The following is a 24,804-nucleotide window of genomic DNA, read 5'->3' as shown; positions in this document are numbered from 1 at the left end:
GAAATAATAATCCGCTAGTCTAGCGACAGCCAAGCCGCTGTCAACTTTAAAAAACCGATAACTTTACCAATGGTTAAAAAATGAGCATAGATTTAGATTACGACCAACAACATTTATGGCACCCTTATACGTCTTCCATTAAACCACTGCCCTGCTATCCAGTAATCTCTGCTGAAGGGTGCGAGATCATTTTGGAAGACGGTACCCGACTCGTTGATGGCATGGCTTCTTGGTGGGCTTGTATTCATGGTTATAAAGTGCCTGAGCTAGACCGGGCAGCCGCTCACCAACTTGGCAATATGTCGCACGTGATGTTTGGCGGACTAACACATAAACCAGCAGTTGAGCTTGCTAAAAAGCTAGTGGCACTAACACCACCAAGTTTAGAGCAGGTGTTTATTAGTGATTCAGGCTCGGTTGCCGTTGAAGTTGCATTAAAAATGGCGTTGCAGTACTGGCATGCAAAAGGTGAAAAACGTGCCAAGTTTGCCACCATAAGAAACGGCTATCACGGCGACACCTTTGGCGCTATGTCGGTCTGTGACCCAGATGGAGGTATGCACCAACTCTATCAAGGCTTCTTACCCGAGCATCTGTTTTGCGAAGCGCCGCAAACTCGCTTTGAGGAAACGTGGGATCCAGCAGACATCGAACCAATGCAACAGATGCTCGAGCAACATCATCAGTCTATAGCGGCTGTGATTTTAGAACCAGTAGTTCAAGGCGCTGGTGGTATGCGTATCTACCACCCTCAATACTTAAAAGAACTGCGAAAACTGTGCGACCAATACCAGCTATTATTAATTGCCGACGAAATTGCCACCGGCTTTGGTCGAACCGGTAAACTGTTCGCCTGCGAGCATGCAGAGATAGAGCCCGACATACTTTGTCTAGGCAAAGGCTTAACGGGTGGCTACATGAGCCTTGCCGCGACCATCACCAGCAAATCTATTGCTAATACTATTTGTAGCGGTGAGGCTGGCGTATTTATGCATGGTCCAACGTTTATGGGTAACCCACTAGCATGCGCGGTGGCAAATGCCAGCATTGACCTGCTTATTTCTTCAGACTGGCAAACTAAAGTTGCGACGATAGAACAATCACTTAAGACACAACTTAAACAGTGCCTAAGCTTAGAATCTGTAACAGATGTTAGGGTATTAGGTGCCATTGGGGTGGTTGAGACAAAGCAGGCGGTGAATCTAGCAGACATTCAAGCGAAATTTGTGGAACTCGGTGTATGGATAAGGCCCTTTGGAAAACTAATTTACATCATGCCGCCCTACACCATTTCAGCAAACAAGCTTAAAAAGTTGACTGATGCTATTTATAAGGTAGTGACTAGCCTCTAAACAGCTTGAGGTAATAGAACAACAAAATAGCGATAACTATCACCGCTAACAGACCCATGTTCATTTTGAAATAGTCTGTTTTGCGGCGAGAGCGACTCCAGTTAACAAAAATGCCCGCTAAGGTAATGCCACAACAACCCCACAGCAAAAACACAAATACTTGTCTTAAATCCTCTATCCAGTGGTCTCTATAACCCTGTCCGTCAGTGGTTTGAAAAGCGCTGTAAGCTATCTCTGGTCTTGCATAATGATAAACCACCAAAGAACCAATAAACATTGTCCAAGCTAACAAGGAGATAATCACAAATAGCTTTTGAAGACCATCTGGCCCTTTTCGACGCTCTTTTCTATTTTGTCGCATTTACCCACTCACCTTTATTCAAACAAGCGTATTTCCTTAACATAAGTTATCGATTTCCGGAGTTTTATCAATTTTTACTTGAGTCTTTAGCCCTAAGAAGTAACATTGGTCACCTTACAATATTAGCACTATCAAATCGGAGCAGTTGTTTGCTATGACGCATTCTTCAGTGACAGACGTTTTGGGCGGAAAGTTCAGCGTTGGTCAACAAGTAACAATTAAGGGTTGGATCCGCACTCGTCGTGATTCAAAAGCAGGTCTTTCTTTCTTAGCCATTCACGACGGTTCATGTTTCGACGCCGTTCAAGCTGTGGCACCTAATACCCTAGCCAATTATGAGAATGATGTCGTTAAACTAACTGCCGGCTGTTCGGTTGTAGTAACTGGTGAAGTTGTTGAATCACCAGGTAAAGGCCAATCATTTGAAATTCAAGCTACAGAAGTTGAAGTGCTTGGTTGGGTAGAAAATCCTGACAGCTACCCAATGTCGGCAAAACGCCACAGCATCGAGTACTTACGTGAACACGCTCACTTACGCCCTCGCACCAATGTAATTGGCGCGGTAACCCGTGTACGTAACTGTTTATCTCAAGCTATTCACCGCTTTTACCACGAACAAGGTTATGTTTGGGTAAGCACGCCAATTATTACCGGTAGTGATACCGAAGGCGCTGGTGAAATGTTCCGTGTATCTACATTAGACATGAACAACCTACCGCTAAGCGACAAAGGCGATATTGACTATCAACAAGACTTTTTTGGTAAAGAAACCTTCTTAACAGTATCTGGTCAGTTGAATGCTGAAACCTACGCTTGTGCCTTGTCTAAAGTGTATACCTTTGGTCCAACTTTCCGCGCCGAAAACTCAAACACTAGCCGTCACTTGGCTGAGTTTTGGATGGTTGAACCTGAAGTGGCCTTTGCGGATTTAGAAGACGTAGCAAAATTAGCAGAAGACATGTTGAAGTATGTATTCAAAGCGGTTCTTGATGAACGTATGGACGACATGAACTTCTTTGCCCAACGTATCAACAAAGAAGCTATTAGCCGTTTAGAGAACTTTGTAAGTGCCGATTTTGCACAGGTAGACTATACCGACGCAATTCAAATCCTTAAGGATAGCGGCAAAAAGTTTGAGTACGACGTAGAATGGGGCATCGATATGTCTTCAGAGCACGAGCGTTACTTGGCAGAAGAACACTTTAAAGCGCCAGTAGTAGTTAAAAACTACCCTAAAGACATTAAGGCGTTTTACATGCGCCAGAATGACGACGGTAAAACTGTAGCAGCGATGGACGTTCTAGCACCGGGCATTGGCGAAATCATTGGCGGTAGCCAACGTGAAGAGCGTTTAGACGTGCTAGACGCCCGTTTACTAGAGCTAGAGCTTAATAAAGATGACTACTCTTGGTACCGCGACCTGCGTCGTTACGGCACTGTACCACACTCAGGCTTTGGTTTAGGCTTTGAGCGTTTAGTATCTTACGTAACTGGCGTAAGCAATATTCGTGACGTAATACCGTTCCCTCGCGCACCTAAAAATGCCGAATACTAATATTTAGTTAATCACTGTAGAGGATCAATTGAAGTGGTAACCCGGGATTAGACGGGATTTATTGGAATTAAACGGGAAAGCCCCTTACATAACGGGCTTCGTGGAGATCGACCATCGGCATACTCACCGACGATTCGAAGTGGTAAAAAAGAGCTCGAAATTAAAAATGGATCTGTAGAACTGGGAAAGCCCCAGCAATTCACCAAGCATTTTAAAAGCTCTTTAAACTGACTTTAAGCGGCGCAGTCTTGGTCGCAGTCGTCCCCGCATTTGCATATATGGTCGCTAAGTTTGGCGGGGCTTGTTCGGTTTGATACAGGTTCAACCGCCCCTTGGTGCTTTCGAATTTTAGCAATAACTCTCACGACTTCCCCAATTATGGATATCTGTTCCAAATCAGAATCCTTTAGACGTTTTGTTGAGTAGTCAGGGTTGTCGCTTCTGACGGTTAATACGCGTTGATCTGTGTCAAAATCGAGCCGCTTAACCATCAGGTCCTCGCCGTGACGTAGGACATAGATCCCCCCTTTGATAGGTATAGAGTCATCATCTCGAGTCATAACCAGCATGTGATCACCGTCGTGGAGTGTCGGCTCCATAGAGTCGCCCATGACGGGGATTAAAAACAAAGATTTAGGGGTAATACCTAACGTTTTAAATACCTCCGCGCTCATAGAAAATAGTTCATGGCCGACAAAGTTCCGAGCTGCGTTTCCCGGTCCAGCAGAAGCGGCTATGTCATAGATAGGGATCATGCTATCCGCCTCTTCATTAAAGGAAGCGGCATTTTTTGTATTTTCTAAAGAAGCCGCAGCCTCTAGCAAGTGCGCCCGTGTATCCATAGGAAATGACTCTATGTGGTATTCATAAGCACGCCCCCTAACTCCGGGAGCCTTCCTTCTTCGCCAATTTTCGTTCTTTGCTCTTTGCTGAATAGCTCGCTCTGCCCCCCCCAAACCGGGAAGGCCAACCAATTCTTTTATTGCATACCATTCGTTTATCATTCGCTTATCCAAGAGATTAACGAAAGCGAAGTTCGCTAATCATTTACCGTTACAAATCAGTGACTTAGGTTTATTCTGCCGAATAATAAACGAATATACTTTCGTTTATTGTTCGTTTAACCTATAATCATATCCGGTGTCGTAACATTTAGGTGTTACAACTTTAGTTTAATCCAAAAAGGGTCGCACAAAGTGCCTACGATTAAAATAGTTAATAACCATTCACGTATGGATTGGCATCCCGCGGACATAAAAGCAGCCTTAGAAAAAAGGGTTTAAATCTCTCCGCTTTATCCAGAAAAAACGGCTTAGCTTCAAATACTCTTAGAAATGAATTTCACGGCAAGTGGCCTAAAGGGCAGCAGATAGTAGCCAACGCGCTTTTAGTTTCTTCCCGAGTCTCTGTCTCCCCTCCCCATAGGTACGCCCGCGTATCTACGGGGAGGCTATCGAATGCGTACTCATGCAGACGGCCCTTTACACCGGGAGGTTTTCGCCTTTTCCAATTTTCTTTTTTTGCTTTTTTCAGGATGGCGTTATCTGTCGCAGGGAGCCCGGGAGCTCCTACTAATTCCTTTAACGTAAACCAGTCTTTCATTCCGTTTAAGCCTTGATTAAACGGAATTCCATCTGTTTAACGTAATTACTGCAAAATCAATAGCTTATGCAAATTAATGAACCCTTTAAACGGAATACCTTCCGTTTGTGTTCCGTTTGATCTGTATTAAATTCCGTAGTCGTAACATTTCGCTGTTACAACGCCAAAAAATAAACCAAAGAGGGCCGCACAAAGTTATAAATAATAAAACCATCAATAATAATTCGAGTGATGGTTAGCCCCCCACTGATATAAAAGCGTCTATTGCGTACCATTCGTTTGTCATTCGCTTATCCAAGAGATTAACGAAAGTGAACTCGTTAATTATTTGCCCTTTTTATCAATGGATTTGTTTTACCTGTCTATTTGTTGCCCACATAAGCAACGTGTTAGCAGTCCGTTATTATTGGGCTTTGTGTTCAAAGAGTTTTTTAAAGCAAAACTCGTTTCTATTAACAACTCAATGAGCCTCATAATACAAGTTGAAGTCGCTATGAGTACTCTTAGAACAGTATTTAGGGAATATATTAACGAGCACTTTAAACCCCCAGTCGTTATCTACACACTACGCATTAAATGCTGGCTTGCCATTAGACAGGTATTGACATTATCACCAATATAAACTAGCTTTCTACATACACTAGCAAAATCTGGTGTCGGGATTGAGACCCCGTGTATACTCAGGGAGCACATACCACGCTCCGTTTTCCATCGCGTGGTTTTTTGTGTTCAGCGTTCGCACACCTAAGTTTATGGTGAGGCGAGTGGGGCTGCCTGCGGGCAGGCCGGTTCCCTTGAGTGCCGGTAGTCTCAACTCTACTCGTCTCACCGCCATAAGAGATTGAGACCTCTGGCGGTGGGTTATGTACTCACTCAAGGAGGCATCATGCCTAAACCAACAATTGTAGAGAACACCACTCTAACCGCTACTGCCAGATTACAGCCTAGCGACTATCAGTACAGCGAAGCCTTTAAAGCCCACTTCCCCGAGCAAGTTAACTATTTACTTCACCATCTGAAAGATCTTGTCGTCATAGCCCAGCGTGTTCCGGAGACTCAGAGCGCAAAAAACTCGAAGCAGTGGACGGAATGCCATGAAGCGCTGTTTTCAGCGTCAGTTGCAAGCCAGTCTATAGAGAGAATAAAACAAGCACTTAACAGTGAGCTATGTGGAGATGGGGACGCTGTTGCTCATGGGGTTGATAAGTTTGGTTTAACCTTGCAGCAAGAAAAGGCTCTAGCCATTCTACGAACGACGCTACCCCATGAAGTGTTGCTTGCACTGGTTCAATCGGAGCGTGTCAGCTATACACCTTCAAACAAAAACGCCTAAAACACCATTTTAAAACACGTTAAAAAGGCGCAGCTATTATAGTTGCGCCTTTTTTGTTTTCCTTCCCCACGACCTGAGCAAGCAATCAGAAATTTAGATTCCAACTAGCTCGCCAATACGAAATAACCCAAGCGAGCGTTTACGCCATCATCAAAGAGCAGCGCGAAAAGAACAAAGCGCAAAATTAGCACAATTCATCAGCGCCATTCTAAGGCGCTGGAAACTATTTCTAGTGTGGTCGCTTGGGTCAAAAGTATTTAAACGCCTTACGGGCGATTTAAACGTGTTTTAAACAGGGTTAAAACCCTCAGTTCAGCTTTAAAAGCCTATCAAAACCTAAGAAAAAGGACTAACGGATAATAGTGTGACTTTATCAGAAAACATTATTACGCTTTATTTCACGTTATTTGTTGGCATGTGTTAAGCGCATTTCGAGGTTATAGAAATGAAAAATAAACAAGCATTAATTGTGGCAGATTTAACCAGCTTTCTTGAGAATAGCGATTCTTGTCGCTGGTCGGGGCTTACTGGAGAAGTTTTTGAGGCTTTAAAGCAAGAACTGGTTGATGTAGATGAGAGTGGAGAAGTTGCCGCTCGCCTTGTGATGATGTTGAGCAAAAACTTTGGTGGCGCACAACTCTACTTTCCTCGTGCCACAGCTCTCAAGATTCACATTAGAAATAATGCAATTTGGCGCGACTTTAATGGAAAGAATATTACCCAGCTAGTTCGGGAATACGGACTATCTCAGCCAGCGGTTTATCGCATCATCCAACAGAAACGCAAAGAACACCAAACAACTCAAGAGGAGGGCTAAACATGCCCCTTATTGCACTGTGCCAAGAACTCCCCAAAGACAATACGGAGTGGGTTCAAATCTTACCAAGCGGCCCACAAATCAAAGGGCTGGATGGGCGCACCTTTTCACTATCCAATCCCGAGCTTATCGTTGAGGCGTTTAATGAGCGCGGTCTTCCATTGGTCGTTGATTATGAACATGGCTCTGAAGATGGCGAAGGGCCTGACGAGCAAGTAGCGGCAGGATGGATTGAAGAACTAGAAGTCAGAGACGACGGAGTTTGGGCAAAAGTAGAATGGACAGAAAAAGCCCAAAACCACATCTCCTCGAAAGAATACCGTTTTATCTCTCCAGCTTTCCTGCATACGGTTAGCGGCGAAATCAAGAGATTTAGCAGTGTTGGTTTAACCAACAAACCCAACTTGGTTATGACGGCGTTAAACTCAGAAGAAGCTGAAAACGGGCGCAACTGGGATGAGCTGTCTCTTGCGTTAGGCTCTGATGTTAATTCCCCAGAATCTGCGCTCAAAGCCTTAAACCGCGTCAAGTTGAACCAACAGAACGCCGAGAACGAAAAGCTGGTGAGCTCAGCAATGCAAAAAGGGGCTTTCCCCCCTTCTCAGCGTGAATTTATGCTCACCGCTTGTAATTCCCAAGGGGCTGAAAAGTTCAGTGCCTTTATTGCCGCAATGGGCAAACCTTTTGCACATCTGAAGAAGCCAATTAAACAATCTACCGCCTCTAAATCACCTCATTCCAAGCTAACACCATTGCAAAAAGCGGTGTGTCGTCAGGTGGACGTGTCTGAAGAGCTGTTTCTAAGTACCAATAAAGAGGATTAAACCAATGCCAGACCCGATTGATATTAACGACATTGTAATTGAATCAAGCAAAGCTTTTGCAGCCAAGTTTAACGAAGGGATGGCGGGACCCAACCCAGAGCATGAACTTATCGCAACGGTGCTTAAGTCAGCAGCTGGCGCTACAGGTTACGGCTTCTTGGGAGACTTTCCACGTCTTAAGGAATGGATTGGAGAGCGTCAGTTAAAAGACCTGGCGAAACACCAATACAACATTGTGAATAAACTCTTTGAATCATCTGTCAGAGTTGGTCGCGTTGACTATGAAGATAATGATTATGGCCGCTATGGTATTGTCTTCAAAGAGATGGGTTATGATGCACGCATGCATCCCGACGAGCACATTTTCAGCTTGCTTAAGAACGGGTTTACAGAGCTTTGTTATGATGGGCAACCGTTCTTTGATACAGACCATCCCCTAGAAAAAGGTGGCACCGTTTCTAACGCCTATATTCCACCAAGTAACCCACAAGAAGGTTGGTATTTGCTTGATACGAGACGCCCAATCAAGCCTTTGATTTGGCAAGAACGTATCAAGCCAGAGCTTCAACGAGTTGATGATGCCAATGATACGCATGTATTTACTTACGACGAATATCTTTTCGGTGTTCGGGCGCGTGGTAACGCTGGCTACTCCTTCTGGCAGTTGGCTGCTGGCTCTCAAGAGGAGCTCACGGCGGAGAACTTCACAAAAGTTTACGATGGGATGATGTCCCAGAAAGACAGTGAAGGGAAATCGCTAAAGATCAAACCGTCCATCTTAGTTGTTCCTGTAGGATTGCGTGCTGCGGCTGAGGCTATATTGCTGCGAGAGCGTTTAGATAACGGTGAAAGTAATACTAATTACAAAACAGTCGAATTGTTGGTTTCTCAAGACCTCTAATTCGCTATAAGTTTCACCAGTAAGGTGGTGAAAGCCGCCTTTTAGCTTAGCGATTCCATTAATAAACTTGCCACGCTATCAAATCCCGCCTATCTTAACACCCTGTTTTATCCGCAAGAAAATACAGGGGTTTCCAACCTAAAACCGAACAAAAAACAAGCACCGTATCCGGCAAAGTGGTAAACCCCTTTTTTACCACTTTAGATGATCCGTTTTACCATTTCGATTCGCGCGCTACAATCACTAAATATCGCTAAAAGCCTCAATTTTATTGAGGCTTTTTTATTTCTAGATCATCCTCACACTCGAACTCTTTGCTGCATATAGCTTAGCAATCAAAGCTATACAGCTTTGTATTCATCATCCATACTTAAGCCAATTACCACGGCGCGGCCGGGAAGCAGTTAAAAAGGATTTACATGAAAAAATTAAAAGTTGTAACCACTGAAGACGTATTACTTACCTTGTGTAACTCGGTAACCAATGTATTAAGCAAGGCTACCACCAGTGAAATTAAATATTCGGCCATGGTGCAAAAGATAAACAAGACTTGTTTAAAGCCAGATATTGGCTGTTTTGTTCTGTTTGATGGCGGCTTCTCTGGTTTAGTGGTTATTAACTTTACTGCCGATGCGGCCATGGAGATTTACCGCAATTACATGCTTCACATGGGGATCCCAGAATCAGAGCTTGCTCAGCAACATACTGCCGACGAAGTGGGCAATGTGATGGGTGAATTAATGAATCAAATGGTGGGTTACTTTACTGGCGTTATCGGTAAAGAATTGCAAACCTCTCTCACTCAAAACCAACCCAAAATGTTGGCTTTAAACAAGCAAGTTTTAATCTCAATTGATACAAACTTGGACCGACCTCAAGCTAGACGAGTAACCTTCACTACCGCTAAGAACAACATCTTCTATCTTGAACTAGCCATGGATAAAACTGAGTTTATTAAACTTCATGAGTTTGAAACAGAAGACGATGTTGATCCGGATGATCTTATCGAGCAAGCCGCTACACAGAAGAAAGCAGAGCAAGAGCCAAAAGACGTAGCGCAAACCATTGATCAAGACTTACTTGACGAGCTAGGTATTTAAGCCAGTAACTGTTGAATATGCTCAAGGCTTGCTTGGGCATCTTTATAATTTAAACCTACCGAATGAAAGTGACCATCTTTCTCTAGCACTAAAGATGGGAAACCTTGAATAGGCAGGCTTCGAGCAAACTCAATTTCTTCGAGTAAATTAGCATTCAGTTTTTCACTGCTAATACCAGTCTTAAAGCTCTCTAGGTCTAAGTTTAATCCTTCAGCTAAATCAATTAATACAGATAGATCTGAAGGATTTTTTGCATCTAAATAATAAGCCTGCTGAATAGCAACTATCATCGCTTTCTCAGCACCCTGTTGCTTCGCCGCAAGAACTGCTCGATTAGCTGGATAAGTAGAACGCCTTGGGGTATTTAATTCCCAAAACTGGTAATTGAATTGAGTCCCCAATTGATTGGCTATTTTCCGCCAAGTTTGCTGCAAAAAAGCCTGCATCTCTGCAGGCATTTCAAGATCTGAGTCGGGCGCTAAACCACCGAGTAAATACACCAACTCGATATTGCTAGGCAATATCTGCTCAAGTTCTAGCAATGTTGGCTTATAACCCCAGCACCAAGAACACATAGGGTCATGAACGTAATACAGTCGGTATTTAGCCATAAGTATTTACAACCAAGTGACATAGTCTTTGAATGGTAATTCCCTTGGCTTCGCTACCTTAGTTTGTGGGCTACCTAGATAGAGAAAACCAACAATTGATTCATGTTCGGCTAAACCAAGTTCATGATTTACAATTGAGCTATACGCCATAGGCCCTGTTCGCCAAATACCATTATACCCTTGGGCATAGGCTGCCATTTGCATGGCATGCACAGCACAACCAGCCGACAGTACTTGTTCAATCTCAGGTACTTTTGAATGGGTTTTGGGTGAGGCAATGACAATAGTAATTAGCGGTGCACGAAACGGCATGGTTTTCGCTTTTTCTGCATCGCCCTCTTCTGCTAGTGCTGCTTGTTCAAAAATTCCCGCAAGCTTTGATAGACCTTCACCACTAACATGAATAAAACGCCAAGGACTTAAGCCTCCATGGTCGGGAGCTCTAAGGCCAGCGTTCCAAATGGTTTCCAGCTCTGCACCTTCTGGTGCTGGTGCAGCTAAACGCGCGCAAGAGTGACAATTTAGTAATAAATCTAAGGCTTTCATTGTTTTCCTTAACCACTTAAATATAGCGCCATTGTGCGCGAATTATGCTAAAAGTAAAGCCAAGTACCCACAGGTTTAGGCGCTTTTGAAATGGTTTTAGAGCGGCATCAACATTTAAACAAAATACGTCAACAGCAACTCAAGCAGTTGCAAGATTGGGTAAAACAAAACCCCAAGCAAACAGCTGCTCTCGTTCAGCAATGGCTTAAGTTAAATAAGCGCCGCTAGTTCAGCACCTTGGCGAATAGCACGCTTGGCATCAAGCTCTGCTGCTACATCTGCTCCACCTATGAGGTGAGAGTTAACACCAAGCGCAGTTAAATCATCATGCAAGGTTCTTAACGGCTCTTGCCCAGCGCAAACCACCACATGGTCAACTTCAAGAATCGAGTCTTCGCCGTTGACAGAAATATGTAGGCCTTGATCATCTACTTTTTTGTACTCGACGCCCGCTAGCATTTCTACTTGGTTTTTCTTCAAGGTTTCTCGATGGATCCAGCCTGTAGTTTTACCCAAGTTTTTACCCACTTTACTGGCTTTACGTTGACATAAATACACCTTACGTAAAGCAGGATGATTGTTGTGCTCTTTTAATCCGCCGGCTTCTGCCATGCTGCTATCTATTCCCCAATTATCAAGCCAACGTCCAACATTGGTTGATAAGGAAGGCTTTTGCTCTACCAAAAACTCGGCTACGTCGAAGCCTATTCCGCCAGCGCCAATAATCGCGACTCGCTCTCCTACTTCCTTATGGTCTCTTAATACATCCAAGTAGTTATAAACTTTATCGTGCTCAATGCCCTCTATCGGAGGGGTTCTTGGAGAAATACCGGTAGCTATTACGACTTCATCGGCGTTTAAGCCTGCTAACATCGGCGCATCAACCTTAGTTTCTAATTCAACCTTAATGTTTAGCTGTTTAATTCTATTGGCAAAATAGCGTAAGGTTTCGTAGAACTCTTCCTTGCCAGGAATCTGCTTGGCATAGTTAAATTGGCCACCTATCTGAGAACCTTGATCGTAGATGGTAACGGAATGACCACGCTCCGCAGCATAACAAGAAAATGCCAGTCCGGCAGGGCCTGCTCCCACAACAGCGATAGTTTTACTGCCTGAGTCTTTTTCGAAGGTAAGCTCTGTTTCATAACAGGCTTGCGGATTAACTAAGCAACTCGCTCGCTGTTGTTTAAAGACATGATCCAAACAAGCTTGGTTACAGCCAATACAGGTATTTATTAGAGCCGCTTGATTATTTTTGGCTTTTTCTACAAACATGGGATCAGCTAACAATGGCCTAGCCATGGAAACCATATCAGCTTGCCCTGACCGCAATATGTTCTCTGCTACATCGGGTGTATTAATTCGGTTTACTGCAACCATGGGGATACTAACGTGTTGCTTTATCTTTTCTGTTACCCAAGCAAAGGCTGCTCGTGGCACACTGGTGGCGATAGTTGGTACACGCGCTTCGTGCCAACCAATACCAGTATTTAGAATAGTTACCCCGGCTTGTTCAAGTGCTTTAGCTAAGGTGACAACTTCTTCGTAAGTGCTGCCTTTTTCAACTAAATCTAACATCGACAGACGGAATACAATGATAAAATCGTCTCCAACTGCAGCACGTGTTTTCTTAACAATTTCTAAGGGAAATTTAATACGATTTTGGTAACTTCCACCCCAACCATCACTACGCTGGTTAGTGCGTGCGCATATAAACTGATTAATTAGGTACCCTTCAGAGCCCATAATTTCAACACCATCGTAACCAGCTTTTTTAGCCAATTTTGCGCTGTTGGCAAAATCTTTAATGGTGTTTTTTATTTGCCGCTCGCTCATAGCTTTAGGTTTAAAGGGGGAAATGGGCGCTTTAATCTTACTAGCACTAACATTAAATGGGTGGTAGCCGTATCGACCAGCATGCAATATTTGCAGAGCGATTTTTCCGCCCTCTTTATGCACCGCGTCGGTAATAGTGCGATGCTTTTTTACTTGCCACGGAAAACTTAACTGGCAGCCGTTTGGCGCTAAGCGCCCTCTAAAATTAGGTGCTATACCACCAGTAACAATTAAACCTACTCCACCTTTTGCTCGTAGTGCATAAAAGGCGGCAAGTTTTTCGAAACCACCCTTTTCTTCTTCTAAACCAGTATGCATAGACCCCATTAAAACCCGGCTTTGCAATTGGGTAAAACCTAAGTCTAATGGTGCTAGTAAATGGGGGTACTTGGTCATCTGTGTAACCTCAATCCATGGTTAATGTTATGAAACTGTTAATAGAGTATACAAACTAAACCTTTGTTTCAAACGTTTGTTTAAATATTTGCAGGTGCCTGTTTTATATGACTATGGTAACGTTTAGTTATTGTTGACATTATTAAGTGACCCACAGTGTTTAAATTAATTAAGAACATATTTCGCTTTTTCTGGCGAACCTTAAACTTCATACGCTCTCTATTAGTTAATTTGTTTCTGTTGTTTATGGTTGTGATGGTCATCATTGCATTAAGCAGTGTTAGTCAAGAACCCGTTGAACCGCCGAGTGCTGCAGCTCTAAGGATTGTGTTAGATGGGCAGATAGTAGAACAGCGCCAACGTGTTAACCCGATGGCCGAGCTAAGTAACGAATTATTAGGTAATAACACAGAAAAAGAGATTGACCTGCACAATGTGGTTAAAGCCATTGATGAAGCCAGGATTGATAGCAACATTACCGGATTAGTGTTAGAGCTTGGTGCAATGCCAAATACCAGCCAAACTAAATTAGCAATTATTGGCAAAGCCTTAAAAAGATTTAAAGACAGCGACAAACCCATCATTGCTTATGCCGACTACTATGACCAGCACCAATACTATTTAGCCAGTTTTGCAGATCAGTTATTACTGAATCCAAAAGGCGCAGTGTTGATGCGTGGTATGAACTCACGTCGTTTGTTTTTTAAAGATGCCATCGACAAGTTAGATATTACCACCCACGTGTTTCGTGTAGGAACCCACAAATCTTTTGTTGAGCCTTACCTACGCAACGATATGTCTGATGAAGCTAAACAGGATTTAGCGCGTTGGATGGACCAATTATGGTCAGCTTATCTAAATACCGTTGCTAACAACCGTCAACTATCGGTCAATCACCTTCTGCCTGAACCATCCGCTTTGCTAGCACGATTAAAAACAGTAGATGGTAACGGGGCAAGATATGCGGAAAAATTTGGTTTAGTTGACCAGTTAACTACCCGCGCTCAAGCTAAACAAATATTAGTAGATACTTTTGGCGAAAATGACGAGGGCGACAGCTATCAAGCTCGCCATTACGCAGAATATCTGCAAAACGTGGCAGATGAACCTTCCAGTGAAAACAAAATCGCACTCATTGTAGCCCAAGGCGCCATTGTTGGAGGACGCGGACAAGAAAAGGTAATTGCAGCCGACACCGTATTAGCCCAGCTCAATCAAGTATTGGATGATGAGCAGATTAAAGCAGTAGTGATGCGCGTAGACAGCCCTGGTGGAAGTGCATTTGCCTCAGAGCTTATCCGTGAAAAATTACAGCAAATCCAAGAACAAGGAATACCTGTAGTTGTTTCCATGGGCAGCGTAGCCGCTAGCGGCGGTTATTGGATATCATCAACTGCGGATCAAATCTTTGCTAGTCCTACAACCATTACTGGTTCTATAGGTATTTTTGGTATGTTTGCCACCTTAGAAAATGCCTTAGCCAAACTAGGTATTAGCAGTGATGGTTATGCAACCAGCCCACTAGCAGAGATTAGTCCTTTCCAGCCCTTACCAAAAGAGCTGGCCGAGATTATTCAACTTAATGTTGAACACGGATATCACGACTTTTTATCGCTAGTGTCTGCAGGACGGGACATTCCATTATCTAACATGGAAAAGATCGCCGAAGGACGAATTTGGACTGGCCAAGATGCACTAAACAACGGCTTAGTTGACCAACTAGGGGATTTGAACGACGCAATTGATTACGCAGCGAGTATAAACGAATTGGATTCTTACCAAGTAGAAACTTTAACCCCTCCGCTTAATCCAAGAGAGCGCTTAATCGCTCAATTCTTTGACAGCCAAATCAGTGCCGCGCTAGCTAATGCTGTTCCTAATTGGCAATTGTTTAACCAAGTTGCTGAACAAGCGCCTGCAATAGACAAGTTTAGCGACCCACTTGGTCAATACAGCTTCTGTGCGGTATGTGAACAATTTTAAGCTGAATTAAATAAACATAAACGGCTAATTACTTTAGACAAACATCAGACTATAATTTCACAAATTCTTTGAATTATAGTCTGATGAATCGAAAATCAATATATATTGCTTATACTGGCGGTACCATAGGTATGCAACGTAGCGAAAGAGGCTACGTGCCAGTTGCCGGGTTCATGCGCGATTGCCTAGAGGCGATGCCAGAGTTCAAACGCGATGAAATGCCCGAATTCACGGTACATGAGTTTTCTCCCCTAATAGATTCCGCAGATATGGATCCGCAGCATTGGCAACTAATTGCTGAGGATATACAAGCCAACTACGAAAAATACGATGGTTTTGTAGTGCTGCACGGCACCGACACTATGGCTTACACTGCATCAGCCCTATCCTTTATGCTGGAGAACTTAAGCAAACCGGTAATTGTTACTGGTTCGCAAATTCCACTCAGTGAATTGCGATCAGATGGGCAAACCAACTTACTAAATGCCTTATACCTAGCGGCGTATTACCCAGTTCATGAAGTATGCTTATTCTTTAACAACAAATTGTTAAGGGGAAACAGAAGCACTAAAGCGCATGCGGATGGTTTCGATGCCTTTATGTCGCCTAATTTCCCGCCATTGTTAAAGGCTGGGATTGATATTGAAGTTATCACTGGGCAAGTTCGACCAACGGGGATTAGCGCTCTGCAAATTAGTCCCATTGTGCCGCAACCTATAGGAGTGGTTAGCCTCTACCCTGGAATCTCAACTGAAGTTATTGGAAATTTGCTACTTCAACCTGTTAAGGCGTTAATACTGCTAAGTTACGGTGTAGGCAATGCTCCACAACATCAATCAATGTTAGAGCAATTACAAGAAGCCAGCGATAGAGGCATTATTGTTATTAACCTTAGCCAATGTTTAACCGGTAAAGTAAACATGGGCGGTTATGCTACTGGCAATGCGTTAGCGAAAGCTGGAGTGGTAAGTGGTGGCGATATGACTACCGAAGCAGCACTGGCCAAATTACATTACTTGCTAAGTAAGAACCTACCTAGCCAGCGAATTCGTGAGTTACTTTGCCAAGACATTCGAGGCGAAATCTCTATTTAACTGTCATTCTGAGGAACACTAATAATAGTTTGGTCCTCTTTGTACTGACGTTTCAACTCTTGTTTGGATTTCATTACTAACTCACCATCTGTTCCAACAGTAAAATGTTGGGGCTGATGGTTATGTTTAGACTGATACAAGATAACCATTTGCTGGGTATGATCTCGTTGCTCATCAGTTACTGGCTTGCCATCAGGCCAGCGACCCGTTTCAACCGCCGTTAGCATATTCTGGTAAATCTCAGGGCTAATTGCAGCTAACAATTTATCTACATCCATTTATCACTCCTATAATGTTATGGGAACACTAACAAACCGACACAACACTGCCAAGCTATATTCTGACCACTTAACTTAACTGGGCAAATTAGGAGAAGCTATATGGAAAATATTTGTGGTAATCTTAGCCCAATAAAGCATTGTTTAAATTGAATTCAGGGAAATGATTTGTCTTTAGTAAAGCCATTTGGCTATAGCTTTTTTTTAGCACTACCTCTAGTACTAAGTGGTTGCGATTCGGGATTTGATTTATTCGGCTTTGGTAGCCGCTCAGTTAAAAGCATTTGTAAAAACAACCCAGAATTATGTGAAGACTTAAATCGCGATGGTTGGTGTAAAAAAGAGCGCAATGGGGTAATCATTAGCCGCTTCAATGAAATGAATGAAGCGAGTGAAATAAACCAATACCAGCTCATTAAAAACTACCGAGACTATAATTTTTGCATAGAGCTAGCAGCCAGCATTGAACCTAAATACGACAAGTCTCGTAAAACTCAACGAGTAATCGGCCTACTCACTTCCCTTGAAGAGCTCGAGCGCCTAGAAGCAGAAACTAAAGAGTCTAACTACCCATTTTTGTCTATGTATCACTGGACACAGTTTCGCGATCAAGCAGCTGGAAAACGCTTTCTTGCGCTTGAAGGAACAGATCAGCTTAATCACCCCGATTTACAGTGGACATTAGCTATTTACTACAGTGGCAAAGACGCTAAAAAGACTATCAACATCCTGCAAAATTCCTTTAAGTTGTTTGGTGAGGAAGAAACCATACCTGCCAAATATGCGGAGGCAATTACCTCTCAATACATGACGCTAAAAGATTACCGTCATGCTTATTTGTGGGCTCAAGTTGCGGCCTTGTTCGAAGATCACAGCAAGCAAGACTACTCCGGCCTTAACCACAAGTTAAAGCTTTCAGAAGAACAGCAGAAAGTTTTAAAAGAAGAAGCCGGTATTATCTTTAAGCAAATAGAAAAAAGACAATACCGTTTATAGTTGCGGGTTTACTCAGCAGTAAAGTCGAGAGCGACTGAATTAATACAGTAACGCTCTCCTGTCTCGGTAGGGCCATCGTTAAATACATGGCCCAAATGCGCATCACACTGGCTACAGCGTACTTCGATCCGTTCCATATTATGACTTTGGTCTCTTACAAAAGTAACGACCCTGCTCTCTGCAATCTTATCAAAACTCGGCCAGCCACAACCTGAATCAAACTTTGATTCAGAGTTAAATAGCGCCTGATTGCAGCAAATACAATGATAGACACCTTGCTGTTTATTGTGTAGCAAAGTCCCTGAAAATGGACGCTCTGTGGCTCCTTTTCGAGTTACTTGGTAAGCCATTTCACCTAACAAGGCTTGCCATTCTTGCTCGTCTTTTACAATCTTACTCACGATTTTACTTGTTCCAACAATAACATTGATTTTGCTTTAAGTTTGACACTACTTACGCCCCGAAGTTTCTTTTTGAATATGGCTTGCTCATTTGCGGTATCCATTTGTTGACACCAAATTGATTTACCCTCGGCAGTTGGGATAACAAAGTCAATTTCATGAGAGTTGGCGTTAATAATCCATAACCAACGCTCTTTGGATTCTCGAAGGTTTCTTACTTCTACTGCCACAGCCCAACCGTGCGATTGATGCCAGTCTTCTTGGTGCATGTTCTCACCATCGTGACGATACCAGCGCACTCCATGTAATTGTGAATGACATTTCTCGTAACTGTCATTTTCCAACTGCAGATAATGAAAAACGCGAGAACGCTTGCGCAGTGCCATAAGTTGCTGACAAAAGTTTAGAAACTCTTTTTGATCACGGTCCAAATTCCAGTCAAACCAGCTTATTTCATTGTTTTGGCAGTAGGCGTTGTTATTGCCTTGCTGAGTTCGGCTAAGTTCATCACCACCAAGAAAATGCGGTACACCTTGAGATAACATTAGCGTTGCGAGTAAATTGCGCTTTTGTTTACGACGTAAAGCTAAAACCTGTTTGTCTTTAGTTCGCCCTTCTTCACCATAGTTGGCTGAAATATTATGGCCGTGGCCATCACGGTTCTCTTCACCATTTGCATGGTTATGACGTTGCTCATAGCTAACTAAATCTTCTAAAGTGAAACCATCGTGATAACAAATATAGTTAACGCTAGTATGAATACTTCTTCGGCTGGCTAAAAACAGATCTCGCGAGCCCATAATGCGAGTCGCCATCTCGCCCAATAAACCATGCTCACCTTTCCAGAAGCCACGGCTGGTATCCCTAAATCGGTCATTACACTCCATCCAGCGTTCAGGGAAGTGACCTAGCTGATAACCATTAGGGCCGATGTCCCATGGTTCCGCGATCATCTTCGCCTGAGACAAGATAGGATCTTGAGCCACCGCTTTAAAAAATGCAGCTTGACTGGTGTAATGGTTATTCTCGCGGCCCAGGCTAACAGCTAAGTCGAAACGAAAGCCGTCTACCTGCATCTCTTCAACCCAATAGCGCAAACTATCAAGCACTAGCCTCAAACTAACCGGGTGATCTAAACTAACGCTGTTACCACATCCGGTATTGTTGGCGTAATGGCTATAGTCTGGACTATCTCCAATCTGTTCAAACAGATAGTAATGTTTGTTATCTAAACCTCTATAACACAAGGTTGGGCCATCATCACCGGACTCTGCAGTGTGGTTAAACACCACGTCCAAAATCACCTCAATCCCATTTCTGTGCAGCTCGCGCACCATGGTCTTGAACTCAATCAAGGCATTTGATTTAGCATAACGTGGCTCAGGCGCCATAAATAATATTGGGTTATACCCCCAATAGTTACTTAACCCTAGGCCTTTTAATCTGGGCTCAGACATAAACGCAGCTGTAGGTAACAACTGAACAGAGGTAATACCTAAATCTTTTAGGTGCTTAATACTAGCGCTATCAGATACACCTAAATAGCTACCTCGGTGTTGCTCGGTAACTTGTGCATTTAACTTACTAAACCCTCGAACATGAGTTTCGTATAACACCATATCTTGGCGATCTACATTAGGTTTAGTCACACCTTGCCAATCAAAGTGATCATCACAAACAATACACTTAGGTATTAAGTCTGCATTATCTTCTTGGTAGGCTTTGCTATCCCATATTAGTGGACGAGAAATGGCTTTTGCGTAAGGGTCTAAAATGAGCTTTCTTGGATCAAACCAATTGCCGTGCTCGGGTTGATAAGCTCCAAAAACACGATAACCGTAGTATTGATTGGCCTTGATACCCTTCACATACCCAAAACGGATACCGCCTTGCTTGCCAGGTAAGACAAGGCGCGCAACTTCATTTTCATGTTCGTCGAATAAGCACAGCTCAATATGCTTCGCATCGCCGGCATGAATGGCAAAATTACAACCATTTTCGTCGAGAGTGGCGCCGAGAGGATAATCTCTTCCAGGGGAAACCTGAAAATGACTCAGGCTAAAAGGCAAAGGCTTTAATTGACTTCTTGTAGACATGCAAACCTTATTACCCCCCCGCTCCAGCAAGGGGGTATAAACAATGTATTTAATCTACTTTGATTAAATACAATGTTGATAGCGGTGGCAAGTTTAAAATCACAGAAATTTCGCGACCATGGCTAGCAACTGATTCAGATTGGAATTCAATTCCTGCATCGTAGTTGCCGCCCCAGTACATTTCTGAATCTGAGTTCAAAATGATGCGGTAGCGGCCTTGCTCTGGCACAGCCAAACGGTAGTTATCACGAGGAACCGGGGTAAAGTTACTCACTACAATTACTTTTTGTTGACTATTTAAGGCATTACGCTGGAATACCAACACACTTTTTTCCCAGTCGTCGTGATCAATCCACTCAAAACCTTGAGTGTCATAATCACCTTCAAACATCGCTGGGTGCTCGCGATACACTTTGTTTAGCTGTTTAACTAACTCTTGCTGCCCTTTGTGTTTAGGATATTCCAGTACATTCCACTCAAGGCTTGAATCGTGATTCCACTCGCTAGCTTGTGCAATCTCGTTACCCATAAAGTTTAGCTTTTTACCCGGATGCGCATACATAAATGCGGTGTAAGCACGCAGGTTAGCAGCTTGTTGCCATTCATCACCCGGCATTTTCCCTAGCAATGAGCCCTTACCGTGAACGACTTCATCATGTGAAATAGGCAAAACAAAGTTCTCGTCATAGTTATAAACCATGGCGAAGGTAATTTCGTTGTGGTGATACTTTCTGAATGCAGGATCTTTTTGCATATAAGTTAAAGAGTCATGCATCCAACCCATATTCCACTTAAAGCCAAAGCCTAAGCCGCCGGTAAATGTAGGACGAGAAACACCCGCAAATGCCGTTGATTCTTCTGCTATGGTCATAGCATGTGGGTACTGACGATAAACTTCTTCGTTGAACCACTTAAGTAAGCTAATAGCTTCGTAGTTATGATTTCCGCCATCTACGTTTGGCACCCACTCACCTTCTTCTCGTGAGTAATCCCAGTAAAGCATCGATGCTACTGCATCTACTCGTAAACCATCTACATGGAATTTATCTAACCAGATTAGAGCACTGGCAACTAAGAATTGGCGCACGGTATCGCGGCCAAAGTCATAGATGTATGAATTCCAATCGTTGTGCCAACCGCGGCGTGGGTCTTCATATTCGTATAAATGCGTGCCATCAAATTGGGCTAAGCCGTGAGAATCACTTGGGAAGTGTGCAGGAACCCAATCAACAATAACGCCAATACCATTTTGGTGGCATTGATCGACTAAGAATTTAAAGTCATCTGGGTTGCCAAATCTGCTCGTTGGAGCGAACAACCCGATAGGCTGGTAACCCCAAGAACCATCGAATGGGAACTCAGAAATAGGCAATACTTCAATGTGAGTGTAACCCATCTCTTTGACATACTGGACCAACTCAACAGCTAGTTCACGATAGCTCAAATAGTTGTTGCCGGTGGCCTCAACTTTGCGACGCCAAGAACCAAGATGCACTTCATATATGCTCATTGGTTGGTGACGCTTATCGTTATTTTGAGAACGTATCCACTCATCGTCATTCCACTGATATTGGTCATGGTCCCAAACTACAGAGGCAAATGACGGGTACTGCTCAGAGCTAAAACCTACAGGATCAGTTTTATGTGGCAGCGAGTGACCATGACGATCTTTTAATTCGTACTTGTACTTGGTGCCAGAATCTAATCCTGGAACAAACAACACCCAATGGCCATCTAGTGAACGTTGCATAGGCAAGCGGCGACCATCCCAATGGTTAAAATCACCAATTAAACTCACACTTGATGCACTAGGCGCATACACTCCAAAACGAACCCCCTTTACTTGAACGCCGTCCACTTCAATGGTTTTAACTTGTGCACCTAACACCTGGTAAAGGTTTTGCGGCGCGTGAGTCATTGTAGCTAAGCCATCATAAGCTAGGTCGGTAAATTGATATGGGTCTACTACTGTTAGTTTGCTGTCGGCATATTCAACTTCTAACTGGTAAGCAAAGTGCTCTTCAGCATCAAACTCTAATTCGAAAAGACCTTGAGGAGATAACTGGCCCATAGTTCCCAAAACTTCGCCATTTAGCGACATCACAGTTATCGCTTTTGCATCAGGTTGCCAAGCCCTTAACACCAAGCCTTTACCTTTGGCTTTTGCGTTTAAACCCAGAGCATTAAATGGCTCACTTAAACGCACGCTGGACAATTGTTGAACTAATTTAGAAACCTGAGAAGACAAAGATTGTTTCATTATGTACTTACCTTAACGTCCTGAGAATAAGGGGATTTGGTCATTAATGCTTAGGTTAGCGCAACTCTTCGAGCTTTTCTCAATTAATCAGTAGTAAAGTGAGATAGAAAACATTTTCATAGGCAAAAAAAAAGCGCTCCGAAGAGCGCTTGTTTATAAATGCATCAAATTTACTTGCTAGCTTTGTTACGAGCGTCTGTTAATGAATACATTAAGTGCTGTACATCGTGGTTGTTAAACAGGTCACTTAGGTTCCAAGTTAACTTACGACGCCAGTTTGGATATTCGCTTGAAGTACCAGGTACGTTAACTGGCTTGTCCATTTCCATCCAGTCTTCTAACTGAACAGATAACAAGTTACAGCTACCTTTTGCCATGTGTACTTGGATACCGTAGTTAAGGCCTTTATCCATGCCTACCCAGTTAACATCACGAGAGATGTAATCTGGAATACTTTGGTGACCGTGCAAGGTATCTAACAGCTTTTGTTTGTTCTCATGACGATCTTGGTAAAGGCTTTGTAGCACTTCTTCGTCTGGATAAATGCCTAGCTCACGACCTAACGCTAAATCATCACAATGCCAAAAACCGCGTAGGGTTGGCATATCATGAGTGGTTACCGCAGACATTGCCTGCTCTGGGTAATGAGCAGGTGAAATAAAGCCACCATCTTCAGCTTGTTCGAAGAAGAAAATACGGTAAGAGTGAACACCGTTTTCTTGGAGAACTTCGAAGATGCCGTCTGGAACAGTACCTAAGTCTTCACCAATGATTAAACACTGGTTACGGTGACTTTCAAGTGCCAAAATTCCTAGCAAATCTTGAATTGGGTAGTAAAGGTAAGCACCTTTATCCGCTGAATCTTCAACAGGAACTAGCCATAAGCGCAATAGAGCCATTGCGTGATCGATACGTAAAGAACCACATGAGCGCATGTTAGAACGGAATAAGTCAACCATTGGCTGGTATTGCTGTTCTTCTAGCACTGCAGGGTCCATTGGAGGCAAGCCCCATTTTTGACCAAGTGGGCCAAGAATATCTGGTGGAGCGCCAACACTTGCATCTAGAGAATACAAATCGCCGTTTGCCCAAATTTCAACACTACCTTCACTTACACCTACAGCTAAATCACGATAAAGGCCCATAGCCATACCCGATTCTTTAGCTACTGCATCTACTGCTGCTAATTGCTCGTCGGCAATCCACTGCAACCACAAGTAGAAATCTACAGCCTCTTGGTTAGCTTTTACCCATTCAGCAACCGCTGGTAGGTGGTACTCTTTGTACTCGTCAGGCCATGCTGGCCAGCCCCAGGCGTTACCAATGCTATCGTACAAGTGAGCTTGTAGTGCATCGTAAGTAGCTTGAGCTTGTAAGCTTTCGCCGCCTTCTTTAATAAATGTACGGAAAGCGTTCGCGCGCTTAGTGCGACCTTTCTGAATAGTTTGGAACTGCTTGAACACCAGTTTAAGAGCTTCAAGTTTTGCTTCAGTTACACCGGTGTAGTCTACCCACTCGCTGCTGCGTAATTGCTCCAAACGGTTTTGGAAAGCAGCGCTAGCAACCAAGGCTGCAGCATCTGACTCAGCAAATTCGTTAATAGCTTCAACGTCGATATAAACAATGTTTAACCAACGACGTGAAGAAGGACTATATGGGCTAGCTGCTTCTGGGTTAGCTGGGTATAGCGAGTGAATCGGATTTAGACCAACAAAATCACCACCGCGCTCGGCAATATTTTTAACTAAAACCTGTAAATCTGAGAAGTCGCCGATACCCCAGTTAGTCTCTGTACGTAGGCAGTAAAGCTGTACACTTGGGCCCCATACTTTTTTGCCGTTAGCAATTTGTGGCTGAATGTAAGCAGCTTTAGGTGCAACGATGTAACGCGTTTCAGCTAAAACTTTACGACCGCCTTTAACTGAAATGCTTAAAGTGTGGTAACCAATAGGTAAATCTAGGCTTAAGTTAACGATGTAAGCTTGGTACTCAACATCATTAATAGCGTGAGCTTCGATTAACTCACCATCTACAGGCGTAATCTGCCCTTTAAATTCTTCACCCTGCTCTGTTTTCAACTTCCAAGTGAATGCTTTATTAGCTAACTCGATAGGAACACGGATCTCTAATGGATATTCAGAAGCTACACGTACTACCTTTACTACTGGCATAACTTTTTGCCAGTAATTTAGTACATCTTCTTCATAGCGCTGTGCTAGTTGCTCTGCATCGTCTACAGGGTAACCTAACGCTCTTAGCAGTTTCGATTTGCTTTCAGGTACGACTTGCGCCGGATTTCCCCAAGCATCTACGTAGCTGGTTTCAATGCCGCGAAGCTTTACCAACTGTTCAATGATTTGATCTGACATAACATTTCCCGAGTTATTGCTTTTATCTAACTAATTATTGTTTTTTTAGCGCGTGTATTGTACTCATCCTAACGCTCGATTTATCGATCTAGC

21 protein-coding genes and 1 pseudogene are annotated in these 24,804 nt (G+C 43.3%); 11 read left to right on the top strand and 11 right to left on the bottom strand.

Translation table 11 applies throughout. The features are described from left to right. Nucleotides 1-80 precede the first annotated feature (80 nt). Complete coding sequence (bioA, locus tag LQZ07_RS12780; RefSeq protein ID WP_152785024.1) at nucleotides 81-1,352, top strand: adenosylmethionine--8-amino-7-oxononanoate transaminase; 1,272 nt, start codon at nucleotides 81-83, stop codon at nucleotides 1,350-1,352. On the opposite strand, the gene LQZ07_RS12775 is transcribed toward bioA, so the two are convergent. After that, nucleotides 1,342-1,713: a hypothetical protein gene (locus LQZ07_RS12775; protein ID WP_016403274.1), complete on the bottom strand. Its 372-nt coding sequence runs from the start codon at nucleotides 1,711-1,713 to the stop codon at nucleotides 1,342-1,344. The genes bioA and LQZ07_RS12775 overlap by 11 nt on opposite strands. 154 nt (nucleotides 1,714-1,867) lie before the next feature. Here LQZ07_RS12775 and asnS point away from each other — a divergent pair, with 154 nt between their 5' ends. Continuing rightward, a complete protein-coding gene (gene asnS, locus LQZ07_RS12770; RefSeq protein ID WP_152785026.1) occupies nucleotides 1,868-3,268 on the top strand; it encodes an asparagine--tRNA ligase in 1,401 nt (466 codons plus the stop codon). 233 nt (nucleotides 3,269-3,501) lie between these two features. Here asnS and LQZ07_RS12765 read toward each other — a convergent pair whose 3' ends face one another. Beyond that, complete coding sequence (locus LQZ07_RS12765) at nucleotides 3,502-4,272, bottom strand: S24 family peptidase (RefSeq protein ID WP_152785028.1); 771 nt, start codon at nucleotides 4,270-4,272, stop codon at nucleotides 3,502-3,504. Between the two features lie 233 nt (nucleotides 4,273-4,505). Here LQZ07_RS12765 and LQZ07_RS24685 point away from each other — a divergent pair. Beyond that, nucleotides 4,506-4,694 (top strand): annotated as a pseudogene (locus LQZ07_RS24685) (helix-turn-helix domain-containing protein); the annotation flags it as partial. On the opposite strand, the gene LQZ07_RS24680 reads toward LQZ07_RS24685, so the two are convergent. After that, the gene (locus LQZ07_RS24680; protein WP_227981593.1) at nucleotides 4,610-4,870 is read right to left on the bottom strand and encodes a DNA-binding protein; all 261 of its coding nucleotides are present in this window, start codon (nucleotides 4,868-4,870) and stop codon (nucleotides 4,610-4,612) included. The pseudogene LQZ07_RS24685 and the gene LQZ07_RS24680 sit on opposite strands and share 85 nt — an antisense overlap. An 886-nt stretch (nucleotides 4,871-5,756) precedes the next feature. On the opposite strand from LQZ07_RS24680, the gene LQZ07_RS12760 reads away from it, so the two are divergent. The 5 genes from LQZ07_RS12760 to LQZ07_RS12740 all read left to right on the top strand — a co-directional run bounded on the left by LQZ07_RS12760 (nucleotide 5,757) and on the right by LQZ07_RS12740 (nucleotide 9,845). Further along, nucleotides 5,757-6,203, top strand: coding sequence for a hypothetical protein (locus LQZ07_RS12760; protein WP_249483128.1), 447 nt, complete (start codon nucleotides 5,757-5,759; stop codon nucleotides 6,201-6,203). A gap of 445 nt (nucleotides 6,204-6,648) precedes the next feature. After that, entirely contained in the window at nucleotides 6,649-7,020 is a 372-nt protein-coding gene (locus LQZ07_RS12755) for a Mor transcription activator family protein (RefSeq protein ID WP_152786528.1), read from the top strand. 2 nt (nucleotides 7,021-7,022) lie between these two features. Beyond that, nucleotides 7,023-7,844 carry a phage protease gene (locus LQZ07_RS12750; RefSeq protein WP_152786527.1) on the top strand — a complete coding sequence of 274 codons (822 nt, stop codon included), beginning with the start codon at nucleotides 7,023-7,025 and terminating at the stop codon, nucleotides 7,842-7,844. A 4-nt stretch (nucleotides 7,845-7,848) separates the two neighbouring features. Then, on the top strand, nucleotides 7,849-8,745 hold the full coding sequence (locus LQZ07_RS12745) for a Mu-like prophage major head subunit gpT family protein (protein WP_249483126.1): 897 nt from the start codon (nucleotides 7,849-7,851) through the stop codon (nucleotides 8,743-8,745). Between the two features lie 419 nt (nucleotides 8,746-9,164). After that, on the top strand, nucleotides 9,165-9,845 hold the full coding sequence (locus tag LQZ07_RS12740) for a DUF3334 family protein (protein ID WP_016403276.1): 681 nt from the start codon (nucleotides 9,165-9,167) through the stop codon (nucleotides 9,843-9,845). Here the strand turns inward: LQZ07_RS12740 and LQZ07_RS12735 are convergent. From LQZ07_RS12735 to LQZ07_RS12725, 3 genes are all read right to left on the bottom strand, one after another. Then, nucleotides 9,842-10,456: a DsbA family protein gene (locus LQZ07_RS12735; protein ID WP_152782849.1), complete on the bottom strand. Its 615-nt coding sequence runs from the start codon at nucleotides 10,454-10,456 to the stop codon at nucleotides 9,842-9,844. The genes LQZ07_RS12740 and LQZ07_RS12735 overlap by 4 nt on opposite strands. 6 nt (nucleotides 10,457-10,462) lie before the next feature. Then, nucleotides 10,463-11,002: an NAD(P)H nitroreductase gene (locus LQZ07_RS12730; protein WP_152782846.1), complete on the bottom strand. Its 540-nt coding sequence runs from the start codon at nucleotides 11,000-11,002 to the stop codon at nucleotides 10,463-10,465. A 210-nt stretch (nucleotides 11,003-11,212) separates the two neighbouring features. Beyond that, nucleotides 11,213-13,234 carry an FAD-dependent oxidoreductase gene (locus LQZ07_RS12725; RefSeq protein WP_152782843.1) on the bottom strand — a complete coding sequence of 674 codons (2,022 nt, stop codon included), beginning with the start codon at nucleotides 13,232-13,234 and terminating at the stop codon, nucleotides 11,213-11,215. 156 nt (nucleotides 13,235-13,390) lie between these two features. Here LQZ07_RS12725 and sppA point away from each other — a divergent pair, with 156 nt between their 5' ends. Beyond that, nucleotides 13,391-15,217, top strand: coding sequence for a signal peptide peptidase SppA (gene sppA, locus LQZ07_RS12720; RefSeq protein ID WP_152782841.1), 1,827 nt, complete (start codon nucleotides 13,391-13,393; stop codon nucleotides 15,215-15,217). A gap of 83 nt (nucleotides 15,218-15,300) precedes the next feature. Then, nucleotides 15,301-16,311, top strand: a complete 1,011-nt coding sequence (gene ansA, locus LQZ07_RS12715; RefSeq protein WP_152782837.1) for an asparaginase — start codon at nucleotides 15,301-15,303, stop codon at nucleotides 16,309-16,311. Here the strand turns inward: ansA and LQZ07_RS12710 are convergent. After that, on the bottom strand, nucleotides 16,308-16,589 hold the full coding sequence (locus tag LQZ07_RS12710) for a YeaC family protein (RefSeq protein ID WP_016403283.1): 282 nt from the start codon (nucleotides 16,587-16,589) through the stop codon (nucleotides 16,308-16,310). The two genes, ansA and LQZ07_RS12710, sit on opposite strands and share 4 nt — an antisense overlap. 168 nt (nucleotides 16,590-16,757) lie before the next feature. On the opposite strand from LQZ07_RS12710, the gene LQZ07_RS12705 reads away from it, so the two are divergent. Then, on the top strand, nucleotides 16,758-17,585 hold the full coding sequence (locus LQZ07_RS12705) for a DUF2989 domain-containing protein (protein ID WP_152782834.1): 828 nt from the start codon (nucleotides 16,758-16,760) through the stop codon (nucleotides 17,583-17,585). Nucleotides 17,586-17,593: 8 nt separating this feature from the next. On the opposite strand, the gene msrB is transcribed toward LQZ07_RS12705, so the two are convergent. The 4 genes from msrB to malQ form a co-directional block, all read right to left on the bottom strand. Beyond that, nucleotides 17,594-17,986: a peptide-methionine (R)-S-oxide reductase MsrB gene (gene msrB / locus LQZ07_RS12700; RefSeq protein WP_256471091.1), complete on the bottom strand. Its 393-nt coding sequence runs from the start codon at nucleotides 17,984-17,986 to the stop codon at nucleotides 17,594-17,596. Beyond that, nucleotides 17,983-20,082: a glycogen debranching protein GlgX gene (glgX, locus tag LQZ07_RS12695; protein ID WP_152782832.1), complete on the bottom strand. Its 2,100-nt coding sequence runs from the start codon at nucleotides 20,080-20,082 to the stop codon at nucleotides 17,983-17,985. Before glgX ends, msrB begins: the two co-directional genes overlap by 4 nt. Nucleotides 20,083-20,131: 49 nt before the next feature. After that, nucleotides 20,132-22,342: a 1,4-alpha-glucan branching protein GlgB gene (glgB, locus tag LQZ07_RS12690; RefSeq protein ID WP_152782829.1), complete on the bottom strand. Its 2,211-nt coding sequence runs from the start codon at nucleotides 22,340-22,342 to the stop codon at nucleotides 20,132-20,134. Nucleotides 22,343-22,512: 170 nt separating this feature from the next. Then, nucleotides 22,513-24,711: a 4-alpha-glucanotransferase gene (gene malQ, locus LQZ07_RS12685; protein WP_152782826.1), complete on the bottom strand. Its 2,199-nt coding sequence runs from the start codon at nucleotides 24,709-24,711 to the stop codon at nucleotides 22,513-22,515. Nucleotides 24,712-24,804 lie beyond the last annotated feature (93 nt).

Source organism: Agarivorans sp. B2Z047 (assembly GCF_023373605.1).
Classification (GTDB): Bacteria; Pseudomonadota; Gammaproteobacteria; order Enterobacterales; family Celerinatantimonadaceae; genus Agarivorans; species Agarivorans albus.
Note: the sequence above shows the minus strand (reverse complement) of the source record. Positions and strands in the feature narration are given on the sequence as shown.